Origin of the sequence: Arthrobacter sp. 2MCAF14, assembly GCF_052115645.1 — a bacterium.
Taxonomy (GTDB): domain Bacteria; phylum Actinomycetota; class Actinomycetes; order Actinomycetales; family Micrococcaceae; genus Arthrobacter.
Genome location: NZ_JBFRHB010000015.1, coordinates 23,930 through 38,517 on the forward strand (window position 1 = coordinate 23,930; position 14,588 = coordinate 38,517).

Here is a 14,588-nt window from a genome sequence, read left to right on the forward strand (position 1 = left end):
AAGGGAATACTACCGCCGAACAAACCGGTCGGCCCGGATTGAAATGAAATCTTCATTGGGATGTAACGCGCGGAGCGCACCGGGTCAAATTACACCCGTTCTTTTTCTGTTTCGGAATCCTCCGCGCCGGACAGGAGTGCGTAATATCCCGGAACCCACTGCGGAAGACCGCTGGCGTTCATCGGGACCACTTCGATGTTAACCGGGCCGTCAGCAATCAACTGCCAGTCTGCATCCGAAAATACCTCGTGCCGTTCCCTGGAGCCGAAATGCCCGGGCCGGGGAAGGTTCTCCAAAGCGCGCCGCAGCTGCAGGGGCATGCTTTGCCGGGTGGCGCCGAGCTCGGTCAGGTAACCGAGGCTATTTCCGCGGAAGTTGGTTTCGGCCAGTAACACCCGGCCCCTGTCCCCGATGACGGTTCGGAGGTTGGCAGCCATAGCGGCCTGCTTGCCGGGTTTCAGGACGTGGAAGACTCCGCGGACAAAGACATTAGCAGGCCCAAGGCGCTCCAACAGGAGCTCTCCAGAACGTGCCCCCGAAGCATCCAGAACCATGAAGTCGGCATTTTGGACGCCTTCTGCTTCTTTGCTCGCCATCTCGATCGCTCCCTTGGAGACGTCGATTCCGAGAACCCGTGGAAATAGACCTGCAAGCCAGCGGGTGTGGGTACCATTGCCGCACCCCACGTCAACTACCGGAAGAGCCGGATCAAAGTGGGCCGCAATCGCGTCGGTGTACTGTGCACGCTCGGCCGCCGAGTCCGAGTCCCAAAGCACGTCTCCGGAACGGCCAGTGGTGCGGATTCCGCGCCAGTATCCTTCCCACGCGGTGTCCGGATTTCTCGGTGCCCGGGAAGCGAGGCGCACAACTGTGGGGACAAGCAACATCTGGTCCCAAAGCTTCGACATGCGCTAACTCTACAGACGCCGTGCGGGCCGGCGGAGCTGATCCGGTATTTCTGCGGCTGGTACCGGATATCCGTAGAAGTAGCCTTGCCCGTAGAGGCAACCCATGGCCTCCAGCTGGGCCGCCTGCTCTGCGGTTTCGATGCCTTCCACGGTCGCGTTGAGCCCCGCAGCGAAAATCAGCTGCAGAATGGCCGAGACGAACTTTTGTTGCCGAGGGTCAGACTCCATGTCCTTTATGAGGGACTGATCGACCTTCACAGTGTCTGCCGGAAGCGACCTGAGGTAGCTGATGGACGAATAGCCGGTGCCGAAGTCGTCAATCTGCAGCCCCACACCGAGCTCCCGGAGGCCGCTAAGGACCTGTTCCTGTCCGGTTTCACGCGACATCAATACAGTCTCGGTGATCTCCAAGATCAGACGCCGAGGATCCAGGCAATACCTGGCCAGCGTGTCCCGGATATCGTCAAGCAAGTCGGTTCGAAGCAGTTCGGCGGCAGAGAGATTGATGTGCAGACAATAGTCCGGCAGGTCCGGATCGGTCTGGCTCCAGCGCCTCATTTGGGCGAGACCTTCATGCAGCACCCAACGTCCCAGCTCAAAGATCAAGCCGGTTTCTTCTGCGATGCCAATGAAGCTGCCCGGCATGATGGTGCCGCGGACAGGGTGATGCCATCGGAGGAGGGCTTCGACGCCGATGACGCGGCTGGAAGCCAATTCGACCACCGGCTGATACACCAGCGCCAGCTCTCCTCCGGCAACGGCGGTGCGCAGTTCGGCGGTTATACGCGACCGTTCCTGAACGGCGTCGAGCATGTCCGGGTGGAAGAGCTGGACATTGTTGCGGCCCCGCGCCTTTGCCTGGTACATGGCAATGTCGGCATCGCGCATCAGTGTTTCAGCCCGATACCCCGGCGTGCCGATGCAAACGCCGATGCTCGCCATCGCCCAAACCGTCTCCATGCCGATAGACATGCTGTCCTGCAGATACTCCGATGCGCGGTGCGCAATTCGAAGGATCTCTCCCTGGGTAGCGGACGCAATGAGGATGGCAAACTCATCCCCGCCCAGACGGGCCACAGTATCCTGTTCCCTGACGGCGGAGCGGAGACGTTTGGCAACTTCCACCAGCACGGCGTCACCGGCGCTGTGGCCCAGGATGTCATTGATGGCCTTGAATGAGTCCAGATCCAGCAGCAACACGGCCGGGGCTTTTCCGCCGTCGGTGCTGGACAGGATCGCTCCCTGGATCCGCTCGGTAAGCAGCGTCCTGTTTGCAAGGCCGGTTAGGGCATCTGTCTTGGCCATCTGTTCAAGCTCAACCTGTGTTCGCCGCAACATGGCCGTGCGGGCGGCCACCCGCTGTTCCAAATCCGCATGAATGTGGCCCAGTTCTTCTGCGAGCAGGTTGACTCCCGTGATGACGGCATCAATGTCATCCCGATGCTTCGAAGGTTCAATGCGTGCGTCCAGATCGCCGGCAGCCAATCGGACAACCCCGTCAACCAACAGCTGCAGGCGCGGGTCCTCGACGCTCTCCCTCGAGGTCATGTAGTCCCAGTGGGCAGCAGCAGGAAGCACATCCGGGGCTTACGCACCCGCATTAAGCCAGTCCAGCGCATCGCGGCGCGATGTAAAAAAACGGGTCGGGCAAGGCGGGACATGCACTCCGAGGAAGAAGTTCGCCAGGACCCGGTCTACAGGTGACGTACCTAACAAAGCGATGCGCGAAGCGCCGCAGGGAATGGACCACACACCCCGGGCCTCCCGGCTAACGGAAGAGACCGCGGCCATGTCTACGAGCATTGGGTGCTGCGCCTGCTGGCATAGCTCGTTGACTTTCGCCATGGCCGCCCGGGCATCCTCAACCTGAATGTCGACTCCGGGCCGCCAGCGCAGATGGAGATATCCGTCGACGCTTAAATCGACACTGGCCTTTTCACCGTCCGCCGTATCCGGTATCACGATCACGTCCTCCCCCGATCAGGCCGCCGAACCTGGCTGCAGCTGCCGCTAGTTAACAAGTAGCAATCGCCAATCTCGATAGCGTAGCTTCCCGAGCATTGGTCCTCAAGCCCTTCTCCTGCGCATTGACCAAATTCGAACGGCCCGGGTCTCAACTGGGGGTTTGTCCCGATCCTCCCGGCTCCACGTGGGTAGAATCGAGGCCTGAACACTGCCGGAACGCATCAGACGGAGAAACAATGTCAGCATGGCTCGAAGTCGGCCCTAACAACTACGTGTTGGAGACCGAAGGGTGCCTGCTAAATACGGGCCTCGTCGTAGGCACGGAACGAGCCATGGTGATCGACACTGGTTGCGGCCCCCGCCAAGGCCGGCAGATCCTCGCCGCAGTCCGCGAAAAGACCCAGCTGCCTCTCGTCGTCGTAAATACCCACGCCCACTACGACCACTACTTCGGCAACGCCGTTTTTGCCGACGACGGCGTCACCGAGTTCTGGGGGCACGTCAACTGTGCGGCGACAATCGACGACGACGGCGACCACCAGCGCCGCTTCGTCGCCGCCACCGAACCGGAGATGGCCGCGGGCAAGGGCGACGCCGTCGAACTCGTCATTCCCAACGCGATCGTCAAGGATCAGCCCGTCCTGGTCGACCTCGGCGGCCTCACGGCCACCCTGTTCTACCTGGGCCGCGGCCACACCGACGGCGACCTCCTGGTAGGCACGCCCAGTACCCTCTTCGCCGGTGACCTCGTAGAACAAGGCGCACATCCCTCGTTCGAGGACTCCTACCCGGAAGATTGGGCAGACGTCCTGCGCCACATCTCGGCCCTGCGCCACCGCTACGAGTTCCTCATCCCCGGCCACGGCAAGCCCTGCAGCGACCAGTTCGTGAAGACCATGGCCAACACCATGTCCACAGCGGTAAGGCAAGCAAGGCAGTCGATCCGGGACACGCCGTCGGACGCTACCAAGGCGATTCCGGTGCTTCCCTACGGACCCGAGCAATCACGCTGGTTCATCAAGCGGCTCCAGGAGACGCAGGCACACCACTAAGGGGTGTGCCTGAAGGCGTGGACGGCCTCCGTTGCTGCGTAGTAGATGATGACCACCCCCGCCAGGGGATCGGCCCACCACCACCCGAAAAGGGCATTCAGAACCAGGCCTGCCAGGACCGCGCCAGCCAGGTAGGCGTCCACGAGAGTCACTTTTCCTTCTGCACGGAGCACCGGATTGCCCAAAGCGCTTCCGGTGCGGATCTTGCCCCACGCGAGGGCGAGCATGACCACAAAGGTCAAAGCCGTCCAGGCGATGCCCGCACCTGAGGTGGCAGGGCGGACTCCGGTGGCAAACACAACGGCCACCTGGATGAGCAGGTAGGCGCCGAGAACGGCGAAGGCCGTCCCAATCAGGCGCATCGCTGGGGCTTCGCGCTCCTTATGGGCACCTTTGAGCTGCCACACCACCACGATCGAAGCGAAGATCTCGATCAGGGAATCCAAGCCGAAACCGGCAAGAGCCGGGGAACCGGCTTGAATGGCGGCGGCTGCCAGAACGCCGAGGCCCACCACGTTCCAGCCCAGGGTTGCGTATTCCAGCCGCAGCCCACGACGCAACAACCTCCCGGAGTCTGTGGTTGGGGCAGGGGAGGTCATCAATGGGTTCCGGTTTCGTGGACGGCGTGGCCGGCGGGTTCGAGCTGGAAGGTGGAGTGTTCGACGTCGAAATGCCCGGTAAGGCAGTTCTGCAGCTGGTCAAGGATGAGCGGGGCATGTCCGTCGTGGAAGCAGCTCTCGTCCAGGACGACATGCGCGGACAGGGCGGGAAGGTCCGAGGTGACTGTCCAGACGTGCAGGTCGTGGACGTCGTGCACGTGCCCGGTTTCGAGGAGGTGTTCCCTGACCTGGTCCAGGTCTACACCTTCCGGTGCGCCCTCCAAGAGGATCCTCCCGGAGTCCCGCAGCAGCCCCCACGCGGCGTGCAGCATCAGGGCGACGACGATAAGCGAAGCTATCGCGTCCGCACGTGTAAAACCGGTGGTCAGGACGACGAGCCCGGCGACCGCCGTCGCAATGAATCCGTACAGGTCGGTCAGGATGTGCTGGAAGGATCCCTCGACGTTCAGGCTGGACCGGTTGGCTTTGGCCAGCACCCACACCGCAATGAGGTTCACGATGATCCCGAGGAGCGCGACCACCAGGACCGGTCCACCCTCGACCGGTGGCGGATCAAGGAGGCGGTGGATGGCCTCCACGGCCACGAGGGCGCTGATGACCAGCAAGGTGATTCCGTTGGCGGCCGCGGAGAGGATTTCCGCGCGCTTGAATCCGAACGTCCAGATTCCCCGCGCCGGACGGGCCGCGAGGTTGATCGCCCACAGCGACGCGGCGATCGCCCCGGCGTCGGTCAGCATGTGCCCGGCGTCGGAGAGCAGCGCCAGCGAGCCGGAAACGACGGCGACAATCACCTCGACGATCATGAACCCGACAATCAGCGCCAACGCGATAACCAGATAGCGCCGGTCTGCGTTCGCTGCTATCGCGTGGCTGTGGCTGTGGCCGTGGTGCTTGGCTGGGTTGCCTGGCGCGTCGTGGTGGTGGGTGCTCATTGGCCTTTGGCCTCCTTGGCCGTGCGCTCGGGGTGAACGGCGACGGTGTGGCCGGTGTGGGTCAGCCCCAGGTCCAGCAGCATCCGTACGTGCGCATCATCGAGACGGTAATAAGCCATCCGGCCGCGCCTCGAAACGGAAACCACCCGGTGGGCGCGCAGCAGCCGCAGCGCATGGCTGACCGCACTCTCGCTCATCGCCGTCGTCGCGGCAAGGTCGCACACGCACAGTTCCCCGCCTTCCAGCAGCGACGTCAACAGGCGCAAGCGCCCAGGATCGCCGAGCAGCGAGAACACGTCCGCCAGCTCGGCAATGTCATGATCCGAGGGCAGGGCCGCACGGACGAGTTCGACCCTGTCGGGGTCGACAAGTTTCACGCCGCACTCATCGACAGCTTCACTGGCAACCACGGGACCTCCAACATCTGAACAAGTATTCAGATGTCAGTATAGGGGACACGGTTCTTGGCCAGGGGTTGCCAGCTGGGAACTTCGTAACAGTAATCCCTTTTGTTGCCCGAGCGAAACAATCGCGGCGTACGCTCCCCATATGGGGAACAAGATGATTGGGCTGTCGGCTCGTGAATCGAAGCGGGAAATTCGGAAGCAGCGCCTTCAGGTGCTTGCATACGTGGGGTTGGCGATCCTCGCTGTGGCGACCGTCGCCGTCGTCGTAATAGCGCTCCGACGCTAAGGGTTTGGGCTGCGGCCAATACGAAAGTTTCGCCGATGGTGCACTCAAGTTTCTCTATTTGGAGGTACTCAGGGGCTATCGGGGCTGATATTTTATGCGCACTCCTTCGGAGCAAACACAAAAATTGGGGGCACGAACATGTCCAAAGCGACGAAACTACTCTTAATAGTCGCCGTAGTGCTTGGAGCTATCGCCATTCTGGTCGTCAACTACATCTGGATCGGCTCCCAGATATTTGGCCTCAACACTTCGCGGCTCGATCCCGAGCAAGGACCATCCTGGCCATTCGCGGTCGTTTCCCTCTCCGTCGTCGGCGCGCTTCTTGCCTTGATGGGAGGAATCGTCTTGGCGGTGGTCAACGCGCATCGGACACCCCATTCTCCGGACCGCCGGTAACTCCATCACGAACACTCACGTTCGTTCCTCCACCTAGCGCGAACTGGCAGCAGATGCCCTCTGGAAGCGATTTTGAGGGCATCTGCTGCCAGTTCGCGCTTATCAGTTGACACTACTCGGTTCCACTACTTGGATGCTGAGGCACCCGCCTGCCACCACTCGAAAACTACTTGATTGAATATTTAACTAATTTTCGAGAAAAGCTTGCGGGATCCTTGCGGCCTCCACCACCGGCAAAGTCATTGCATCCCTGGCCACCTCGGCCCAGTAACACCAACCCCCCACCCCCAGCCAGCCCTCCGCCGTCGGGCCCCCCTGAAAAACGACGGCGGAGGGCCTCCCCCATCGCGAACAGGCAGCAGATGCCCTTAGAAGGCAATGGAGAGGGCATCTGCTGCCAGTTCGCGCTTAATTTGATTGGATCCACCGCACCCCGTGACCAACGGCGCTCCTAAAGTTCGTCTCGGTTCCAAGTTCCTTCGAGCCACCCACGCTGTCGGGATCGTGTGCTGTGGGAGCTTTCTCCCGGGTGGGACATACGGGTTGCCGAATCGGAGGGCGAGCCAGTGGGATTCGCACTTGCCGGGCCGGCCAGTGAAGAGTCCCCGCGCGCGCGCGAGCTACACCTGATCTATGTGCTGCGCGCCCACCAGGGCACAGGATTGGGGCAACGCCTTCTGGATTCCACCCTTGGCGCCGACCCTGGAATTCTCTGGGTCGAGAAGACGAACGAACGGGCCCAGGCCTTCTACCGGCGCAATGGCTTTGAACTTGACGGCACCGAGGAAACCGACGAGCACAACCCTGTCTTCGTCGATGTGAGGATGGTGCGGTAGCCGATCGCTGGATGCGATGAGGAAAGCGTCCAGACCCCGCCACGAACTGGCAGCTGATGCCCTCTGGAAGCGATTTTGAGGGCATCAGCTGCCAGTTCGCGCTTCAGGAAGCTGACGCGGTGGGGGATGGGGTCAGGATTTGGGCAGGGGTCAGTCTTGCCCAAGGCGAGTCCGGGGAACCTTGGACTGCGGCTTCCGGGCTATCTCCCTGGGTCCACCACTTGGCCTCGAACGCGGATCCTTCAAAGAGAATACGGTCGCCCTTGTGATAGATGGTCTCCGGCGCCCATGCCGGGAAGGTTCCCGCGGGCACTGTTGCTTTGGGGCTTGGCCTGTCTCCGGGCAGCACCGGACCCACGAGTTTCCACGGGGTGGCACCGCCCTGCAGGACCGGGTTGTCCGGGACGTCAGCGCGGGTCCACCACTTTGCCTCGTACACGCTGCCGTGCCAGACCACCCTGTCCGCCGCGGTATAGGCGGAGTTGGTATTCCAGATCGGATAGGGGCTCGTTGCCGGGTCATCTGTGGTGGCGGTTGCACTACTTGAGGCAGTGACTGTAGGCGATGGAGTAATAGTCGGCGTAGGCAGTGCCACGTCATGGGCAAGAGTGGCGGAGAATAGTTGGGAACCCTGGACCACGCCGCTGCAGCTGTCCGAGACCTTGCTCAAGTCGGGGTAGTTGGAGCTACACGTCCTATCCCTGTTCATGGACCACATCGACAATCTGCCAAGACCCTTGTCTTTCACGAAGCTGTTCACGGTGGCGGCGTCATCGAGGGTGAATATTTCGCCGGGGATATCGTTCTGGCCGACCATGACGGTCAGGCCAAGCTTGCGCCAGAGGGTTTCGCTGCCAAAGTCAGTTCCGGCGTTGCGGTAGAGGGCGGCCAGTTGATCGTGGGTGGCATCCGCAGCTGACTCTGCGGCCCGGGACATGCTCCAAGGTGCAGGCTTACTGGCGCTGAAATCCATCGTCATGATGTTTACACCCTCCAGATCGACTCCGCCGGACAGGGTATGCGCCACGATGCCCTGGCCTTGGCTTGTGAGGCCGTTCGGGTCGGCGGCAAGGGTCAGCCAGACGGCAAGGGACTTGCCGCTGGCTTTGCGTTCCTGCTGGAGGGCGGCGATGGCTTGGGCCCGTCGGTCGGCAGCGGCCACGTCGCCCAAGGCGACGCCTTCGACGTCGAGATCTACCGTCCCGACGTCGTAGCGATCCACAATCTGCCGGTAGGCGTCAGTCAGGGCCTTCGTGTCTTTGCAGGAAACGGCGAGTTCGTTGTTGTTCATCCCGCCGAAGGAAACCGCAGTGGCACCTCCAAGCTGGCGGAGCCGGGCAATCCTCCGGTCCAGATCGAGGTCGGAAGCTGCCTGGTCAGGGCTGTACGCCGCACCCCAGGACGGGGCACAGTCCTGCTTCGGATCGGCGACGACGAAGGACAGCACCACGGCTTTCGCGCTGGGCACGGCTGGATCTTCGAAGGCGAATCGCGGCGTCGCCGTCACGTCCACGTAGCCGGAGAACACCGAAGGCATGGATGCCGCGGCACTGACATCCTGGACATTGCGGAGGCCGAGGTAGCCGGCCGTGACCGCCGCGACCACGATGACGCACAGGATGCCCAAACGCAGGATGGACAGCCGGCGGCCGGGAAAGCGTTTAGACACAGAAATACCCCCAGAGCTTCTGAATAGGACTTCACGGATGTCTGGGAAAGATCTCACTCCCCGGGAAGCGCCGCAGCTCGCGTAGCATTTCCATGAGTTCTGTCGGAACTCCGCGTTGTTCGCCTATCATAGGGGCGCACTGAAGTGCGGTCCGTTACATTACGCCCGCATTGTGCCGTGCGCCCGCTGGGGGTGCGCGGACAGCGAATGGGGATTCATGTCGGATCAGATTGTGCTGCTTCGCCCCGATGACCAGGGACCGGCGGACGGGCAGTCTTCAAAGGCCCGAAAGCGTCAGTGGGGAGCGGAAAAACGCTCCGAACCGCTCTCGATCGTCCACCCGGCACCATCGCGGCGGAAAATAGTCCTCGGCCGCGTCGGCGTCCTCACCACCGTGCTCGGCTGGGTCGGCTATGTGGTCACAACGGTGCTCAAGCAGCTGGTGGACAACCCCGGCGCTGGATTCCGCTTCGGCGCCGAAACCCTCTCCTACTTGGTAGTGGTGACCTTCCTGACGTTCTCGGCGTTGATGTACCTCACCGCCCGCCAGGGCGCCCTGACCCGCTTTCGGGCCCACCGACGTGTTCCCCGAGGGGAACTGGACCGTCACTTCTTCGACTACTCCGAGGGCATCACCGTGCTGATTCCTTCCTACGCAGAAGAACCGGAAGTCGTCCGCGGCACCATGTGGTCCGCGGTCCTGCAGGAATTCCCGGACCTGAGCGTTGTGCTGCTTCTCGATGACCCACCCTTCCCGAAGGACCCCGAGGTGCTCCGGCGCCTCGAAGCCACCCGTGCCCTTGCCGGCCAGATCACGGAAACCCTCGAAGAACCAGCCGCGAGGGTCAACGCCGCCTACGCGAGGTACCGCCGTCGTGATCAAGAACCTGAACTAGACCCCGGCACCGAGGTTGAGCGGCTCATCGCCGAATACCAATACGCTGCCGAATGGCTCGAAGCTATGGCCGAGACCGAGTCCGTCGAGGACCACGTGGATGAGTTCTTCGTCGATCTGGTCCTCATGGGCCTGGCCCGGGAACTACGACTCGTGATCCTGGCCCTTACGGCCGCCAGCGCACAGCGGACCTCTCCCGGCCCGGAACGCATCGCTGAACTGTACGCACGGCTAACCTGGATCTTCAACGGCCGGGTGTCAACGTTCGAGCGGAAGCGGTTCGCCAGCCTTTCCCACGAGGCCAACAAGGCCATGAACCTGAACGCCTACCTCTCACTCATGGGCGGGACCTGGCACCCGGAACAGACCGCGGACGGGACCGTGTTGCGGCCCGCAGGGGTCGACGACGGCGATGTGCTGTCGATCCCGGACACCACCTACGTCCTGACTCTGGATGCGGACTCGATGCTGCTGCGCGACTACTGCCTCCGCTTGGTTCATCTCCTCGAATCCCCGGGAAATGAGCAGGTAGCCGTCACCCAGACCCCGTATTCCTCCTTCCGCGGCGCCCCGACCCGGATCGAGCGCATCGCCGGGGCCACCACGGACATCCAGCACATCCAGCACCAGGGCATGACCCAATACGGCGCCACGTTCTGGGTGGGCGCGAACGCCGTGATCCGCAAACGCGCCCTGGAGGACATCGTAGAGATCTCCACCGTGGGCGGCTTCGAGGTCAGAACCTACATCCAGGACCGCACTGTCATCGAAGACACCGAGTCCAGCGTGGACCTCGGTAAGCATGGCTGGACCTTGGCCAACTACCCGGAGCGCCTCAGCTACAGTGCCACCCCGCCGGACTTCGGATCGCTCGTGGTGCAGAGACGGCGCTGGGCCAACGGCGGCCTGCTGATCCTGCCCAAACTCTGGGAACAGATCCGCAAGCGCCGAGGCCAATCCCGGCCGGTCCTCTTCCGCGAAATCCTGCTGCGGGTCAACTACATGGCCTCCATCACCTGGGCGAGCTTCGGGTTGCTGTTCCTCCTCGCATACCCCTACGACAGCCGTCTCCTCAGCCCCTTGGTCTTCCTTGCGGCCCTGCCCTACTTCCTGGCCATGGGAAGCGACCTGCGGGACTGCGGCCACAGGTTCAGCGACATCTTCAGGATCTACGGATTCAACCTCGTTCTCCTTCCGGTCAATCTCGCCGGCGTCCTGAAGTCTCTCCAGCAAGCGCTCACGGGAGACAAGATCCCGTTCGTCCGAACCCCGAAGGTCAAGGACCGTACCGCCGCACCGGCCCTCTACGTCCTCGCTCCGTACTTGATCGTCGCGTTCTCGTTATTGACTGTCTGGCGCAACTGGGAACTGGGAAACTGGGGCAACGCCGCATTCGCCGCGTTCAACGCCGTGATGGCCGCCGGTGCGATCCGGGCCTACATCGGACTGGCCAACTCCGGAGTGGACATGTACCTGGGCGTGCTGAACTGGCTGTATGTCGAGCCCAAAAAGCCGAAAGCACAGCCGCCGGCCTTCATTCCCAAAACACCGGAACAGGTCGACTGGGAGTCGCTGCTCTACCACGGTGACCGCCGCCTGAACCGCGACCTCCGCGGCAAGAACGACCGCCGGAAACGGGCCGGATCGGCGTAGGGCCGCGGCGTCGAAGGCTGACGATGATCCGGCCTTGCCTTAAACATCGACAAGTGTGAATATTTACGTGTGTCTATGTCGCTGGAGTTAACGCCCGTCCAGACGGTGGCGTGTTGTTCGCCACTGTCAAGGGAGCCCTTGTCCGAATCCGAAGCCGAAGGGATCGTGCCGCTGCTGAAGGCGCTGGGCGATCCGGTGCGGCTGCGGCTGATGTCGCTCGTGGCGTCCCACGAGGGCGGCGAAGCCTGCGTGTGCGACCTCAACGACGCCTTCGAGCTGTCACAGCCGACCATCAGCCACCACCTGAAAGTCCTGCACGAAGCGGGCCTCCTCGAACGCGAAAAGCGCGGCGTCTGGGTTTATTACCGCGCCCGCACCGACGCCTTGTCCGGCCTGGCGGCCCTAATCGGTGGACAGGGCCAATGAGCGCGCTCAAGCGGCAGGCCGTGGCGGAGTTCGCCGGCACCGCCTTCCTGGTCATGGCCGTGGTGGGCTCAGGGGTCATGGCCTCGCGACTGTCCCCGAACGACGTCGGACTGCAGCTTCTCCAGAACAGCGTCGCCACCGGCGCCGCCCTCGTCGCGTTGATTCTTGCATTGCAGCCGGTCTCGGCATCCTTCAATCCCGTGGTCACTTTGGTGGAACGGGCATTGGGGATCCTGGACACGCCCACGGCCCTGGCGCTGGTCGCCGCCCAATTCGCTGGAGGCCTGGCCGGGACAGTACTCGCCAACCTGATGTTCGGCCTCGACGCCGTGACGCTCTCCACGCATCAGCGTGGCGGGGGAGGGCTGTGGCTCGGCGAAGTGGTCGCCACCATCGGGCTTCTCGTGGTCATTTTCGGCACCATCCGCTCCGGCCGGACTGAGCTGGTGGCCTTCGCCGTCGGCGGCTACATCACTGCCGCCTACTGGTTCACCAGCTCCACGAGTTTCGCGAACCCCGCGGTGACCGTGGCCCGGACCATCACCGATACCTTCGCCGGCATTGCCCCTGCCTCAGCCCCGGCATTCATCCTCGCCCAGTTGTTGGGCGGCGCCGCCGGGTTCTTCCTGATCCGCGCGCTGTACCCGCGCGTTGCCGCGTTGCCTTTGCCGGCTCCCGCGCCCGGCCCCGAATCCGATCGAAAGGTCCTCTCATGAGCACTGAAACCGCCAAGAAACCCTCCGTCCTCTTCGTATGTGTACACAACGCCGGCCGTTCCCAGATGGCAGCCGCCTTCCTCACGACCCTGGCCGAGGGCCGGATTGAGGTCCGGTCCGCGGGCTCCCAGCCCGCGGACAAGGTCAACCCGGCCGCCGTCGAAGCCATGGCCGAACTTGGCATCGACATGTCCGCCGAAATCCCCAAGATCCTCACCACCGAGGCCGTGAAGGAATCCGACGTCGTCATCACCATGGGATGCGGCGACGAATGCCCGTACTTCCCGGGCAAGCGCTACGAGGATTGGGTCCTCGAAGATCCCGCCGGCCAGGGCCTGGACGCCGTCCGCCCCATCCGGGACGAGATCAAGAGCCGCATCGAGGGCCTGATCGAGTCCCTCACCCCCGCCGCGTGATGCCCCGCCCGCTGAAACAGGAGGACTGCATGGATGCACGGAATACCCTTCCCATTGCCGTGATTGGCGCCGGACCCATCGGCCTGGCCGCCGCCGTGCACCTGCTTGAACGCGGCTTGGAACCGGTGATCTTCGAAGCAGGCCCGACGGCGGGCGCCGCGATCGAACGATGGCGGCACATCCGCCTGTTCTCACCCTGGCGGTTCAACCTCGACGCCGCCGCCGTCCGACTGCTTGATCCAACTGGCTGGGAACCTCCGCGCCTGACCGCGCTGCCGTATGGCGGAGAACTCATCGACGAATACCTTGCACCCTTGGCCGCCCTTCCGGCAATCGGCTCCCGCCTCAAGACCGGTGCCCGTGTCGTCGCGGTCACCCGTGCCGGTCTGGACAAAACCCACGTCCGGGGCCGCGACACAACCCCGTTCATCGTCCGGGTCGAGCACAACGGCGGGGAGGTCCGGGATCACACCGTGGCAGCGGTGATCGATGCCTCGGGGACCTGGTCCGCCCGGAACCCGCTTGGCACCTCGGGCCTGCCGGCCATCGGCGAGGACACTGCCGTTGACCGGATATCCTCGCCCCTGCCCGACGTTTTGGGCCGGGAACGGGAGTCGTTTGCCGGTCGCCGCGTCCTGGTGGTCGGAGCCGGGCACTCGGCAGTGAACACCCTGATCAACCTCGCAGAGCTTGCCAAGGATGAACCCGGAATCCGGATCCTGTGGGCTGTCCGGGGCGCCTCCGCGGAGAAGGCCTATGGCGGCGGGGACGCTGACGGCCTGCCCGCCCGTGGCCAGCTCGGCGGAAAGCTGCGCCGCCTCGTCGAGGCCGGAACCGTCGAACTGCACACCGGATTCGGCATCAGCACCCTGAAATCCCTGGACACCCATGTGAGCGTCGAAGCCGCCGACGGCCGCACGCTCGAGGCCGACGTCGTCGTACCCTGCACAGGCTTCCGCCCGGACCTGGAGATCCTGCGCGAGCTCCGGCTCAACCTTGACCCCGCCGTCGAAGCGCCCGTCGAGCTGGGCCCACTGATCGACCCGGAATTCCACTCCTGCGGCACCGTGCCCCCGCATGGGGCTCGTGTTTTGGCGCACCCGGAGAAGGACTTCTACATTGTCGGCATGAAGTCCTACGGACGGGCGCCGACCTTCCTGCTGGCCACCGGCTACGAACAGGTCCGCTCCGTTGCTGCAGCCCTCGCCGGCGACCAGGCCGCAGCCGACGTGGTCCAGCTTGAACTGCCCGAAACCGGAGTCTGCTCCACGGACGCCGGCACCAGCTGCGACACACCCGCCGCGGACACCACCGCATCCGTGGAAATCGGCTGCTGTGCTGCCCCCGAACCGGTCCTCGTCGGTTTCCCCACCGGGCTGTCCCACGGACGATCCGGCGCACTCTGACCACC

At 63.4% G+C, this 14,588-nt stretch carries 14 protein-coding genes and 1 pseudogene; 8 read left to right on the forward strand and 7 right to left on the reverse strand.

Going from position 1 to position 14,588, the window contains the following annotated elements:
* Positions 1–89 precede the first annotated feature (89 nt).
* The 3 genes from AB4074_RS12015 to AB4074_RS12025 are packed head-to-tail and all read right to left on the reverse strand — an operon-like array spanning position 90 to position 2,870.
* A complete protein-coding gene (locus tag AB4074_RS12015; protein ID WP_441413570.1) occupies positions 90–908 on the reverse strand; it encodes a class I SAM-dependent methyltransferase in 819 nt (272 codons plus the stop codon).
* A 9-nt stretch (positions 909–917) separates the two neighbouring features.
* Positions 918–2,486, reverse strand: a complete 1,569-nt coding sequence (locus AB4074_RS12020) for a putative bifunctional diguanylate cyclase/phosphodiesterase (RefSeq protein WP_441413571.1) — start codon at positions 2,484–2,486, stop codon at positions 918–920.
* 9 nt (positions 2,487–2,495) lie between these two features.
* Entirely contained in the window at positions 2,496–2,870 is a 375-nt protein-coding gene (locus AB4074_RS12025) for a DUF7793 family protein (protein WP_441413638.1), read from the reverse strand.
* A 239-nt stretch (positions 2,871–3,109) separates the two neighbouring features.
* Here AB4074_RS12025 and AB4074_RS12030 point away from each other — a divergent pair, with 239 nt between their 5' ends.
* Positions 3,110–3,925 carry an MBL fold metallo-hydrolase gene (locus tag AB4074_RS12030; RefSeq protein WP_441413572.1) on the forward strand — a complete coding sequence of 272 codons (816 nt, stop codon included), beginning with the start codon at positions 3,110–3,112 and terminating at the stop codon, positions 3,923–3,925.
* Here AB4074_RS12030 and AB4074_RS12035 read toward each other — a convergent pair.
* The 3 genes from AB4074_RS12035 to AB4074_RS12045 are packed head-to-tail and all read right to left on the reverse strand — an operon-like array spanning position 3,922 to position 5,887.
* Positions 3,922–4,524, reverse strand: coding sequence for a cation transporter (locus AB4074_RS12035; RefSeq protein ID WP_441413573.1), 603 nt, complete (start codon positions 4,522–4,524; stop codon positions 3,922–3,924). The two genes, AB4074_RS12030 and AB4074_RS12035, sit on opposite strands and share 4 nt — an antisense overlap.
* The gene (locus tag AB4074_RS12040; protein WP_441413574.1) at positions 4,524–5,477 is read right to left on the reverse strand and encodes a cation diffusion facilitator family transporter; all 954 of its coding nucleotides are present in this window, start codon (positions 5,475–5,477) and stop codon (positions 4,524–4,526) included. The genes AB4074_RS12035 and AB4074_RS12040 overlap by 1 nt, the downstream gene beginning before the upstream one ends.
* Positions 5,474–5,887 (reverse strand): ArsR/SmtB family transcription factor, encoded by a 414-nt coding sequence (locus tag AB4074_RS12045; protein ID WP_441413575.1) that lies wholly within the window; start codon positions 5,885–5,887, stop codon positions 5,474–5,476. The genes AB4074_RS12040 and AB4074_RS12045 overlap by 4 nt, the downstream gene beginning before the upstream one ends.
* 421 nt (positions 5,888–6,308) lie before the next feature.
* Between AB4074_RS12045 and AB4074_RS12050 the strand changes: the two genes are divergently transcribed.
* On the forward strand, positions 6,309–6,566 hold the full coding sequence (locus AB4074_RS12050; protein ID WP_441413576.1) for a hypothetical protein: 258 nt from the start codon (positions 6,309–6,311) through the stop codon (positions 6,564–6,566).
* Positions 6,567–7,063: 497 nt separating this feature from the next.
* Positions 7,064–7,402: pseudogene (locus AB4074_RS12055) on the forward strand (GNAT family N-acetyltransferase); the annotation flags it as partial.
* Between the two features lie 103 nt (positions 7,403–7,505).
* Here the strand turns inward: AB4074_RS12055 and AB4074_RS12060 are convergent.
* A complete protein-coding gene (locus AB4074_RS12060; RefSeq protein WP_441413577.1) occupies positions 7,506–9,071 on the reverse strand; it encodes a chitinase in 1,566 nt (521 codons plus the stop codon).
* A 217-nt stretch (positions 9,072–9,288) separates the two neighbouring features.
* On the opposite strand from AB4074_RS12060, the gene AB4074_RS12065 reads away from it, so the two are divergent.
* The 5 genes from AB4074_RS12065 to AB4074_RS12085 all read left to right on the forward strand — a co-directional run bounded on the left by AB4074_RS12065 (position 9,289) and on the right by AB4074_RS12085 (position 14,583).
* Positions 9,289–11,619, forward strand: a complete 2,331-nt coding sequence (locus AB4074_RS12065) for a glycosyltransferase family 2 protein (RefSeq protein ID WP_441413578.1) — start codon at positions 9,289–9,291, stop codon at positions 11,617–11,619.
* Positions 11,620–11,694: 75 nt separating this feature from the next.
* Positions 11,695–12,045 (forward strand): ArsR/SmtB family transcription factor, encoded by a 351-nt coding sequence (locus AB4074_RS12070; protein ID WP_437771197.1) that lies wholly within the window; start codon positions 11,695–11,697, stop codon positions 12,043–12,045.
* Positions 12,042–12,761 carry an aquaporin gene (locus AB4074_RS12075; protein WP_441413579.1) on the forward strand — a complete coding sequence of 240 codons (720 nt, stop codon included), beginning with the start codon at positions 12,042–12,044 and terminating at the stop codon, positions 12,759–12,761. The genes AB4074_RS12070 and AB4074_RS12075 overlap by 4 nt, the downstream gene beginning before the upstream one ends.
* Positions 12,758–13,177, forward strand: a complete 420-nt coding sequence (locus AB4074_RS12080; RefSeq protein WP_441413580.1) for an arsenate reductase ArsC — start codon at positions 12,758–12,760, stop codon at positions 13,175–13,177. Before AB4074_RS12075 ends, AB4074_RS12080 begins: the two co-directional genes overlap by 4 nt.
* A 29-nt stretch (positions 13,178–13,206) precedes the next feature.
* Complete coding sequence (locus tag AB4074_RS12085) at positions 13,207–14,583, forward strand: NAD(P)-binding domain-containing protein (RefSeq protein WP_441413581.1); 1,377 nt, start codon at positions 13,207–13,209, stop codon at positions 14,581–14,583.
* Positions 14,584–14,588 lie beyond the last annotated feature (5 nt).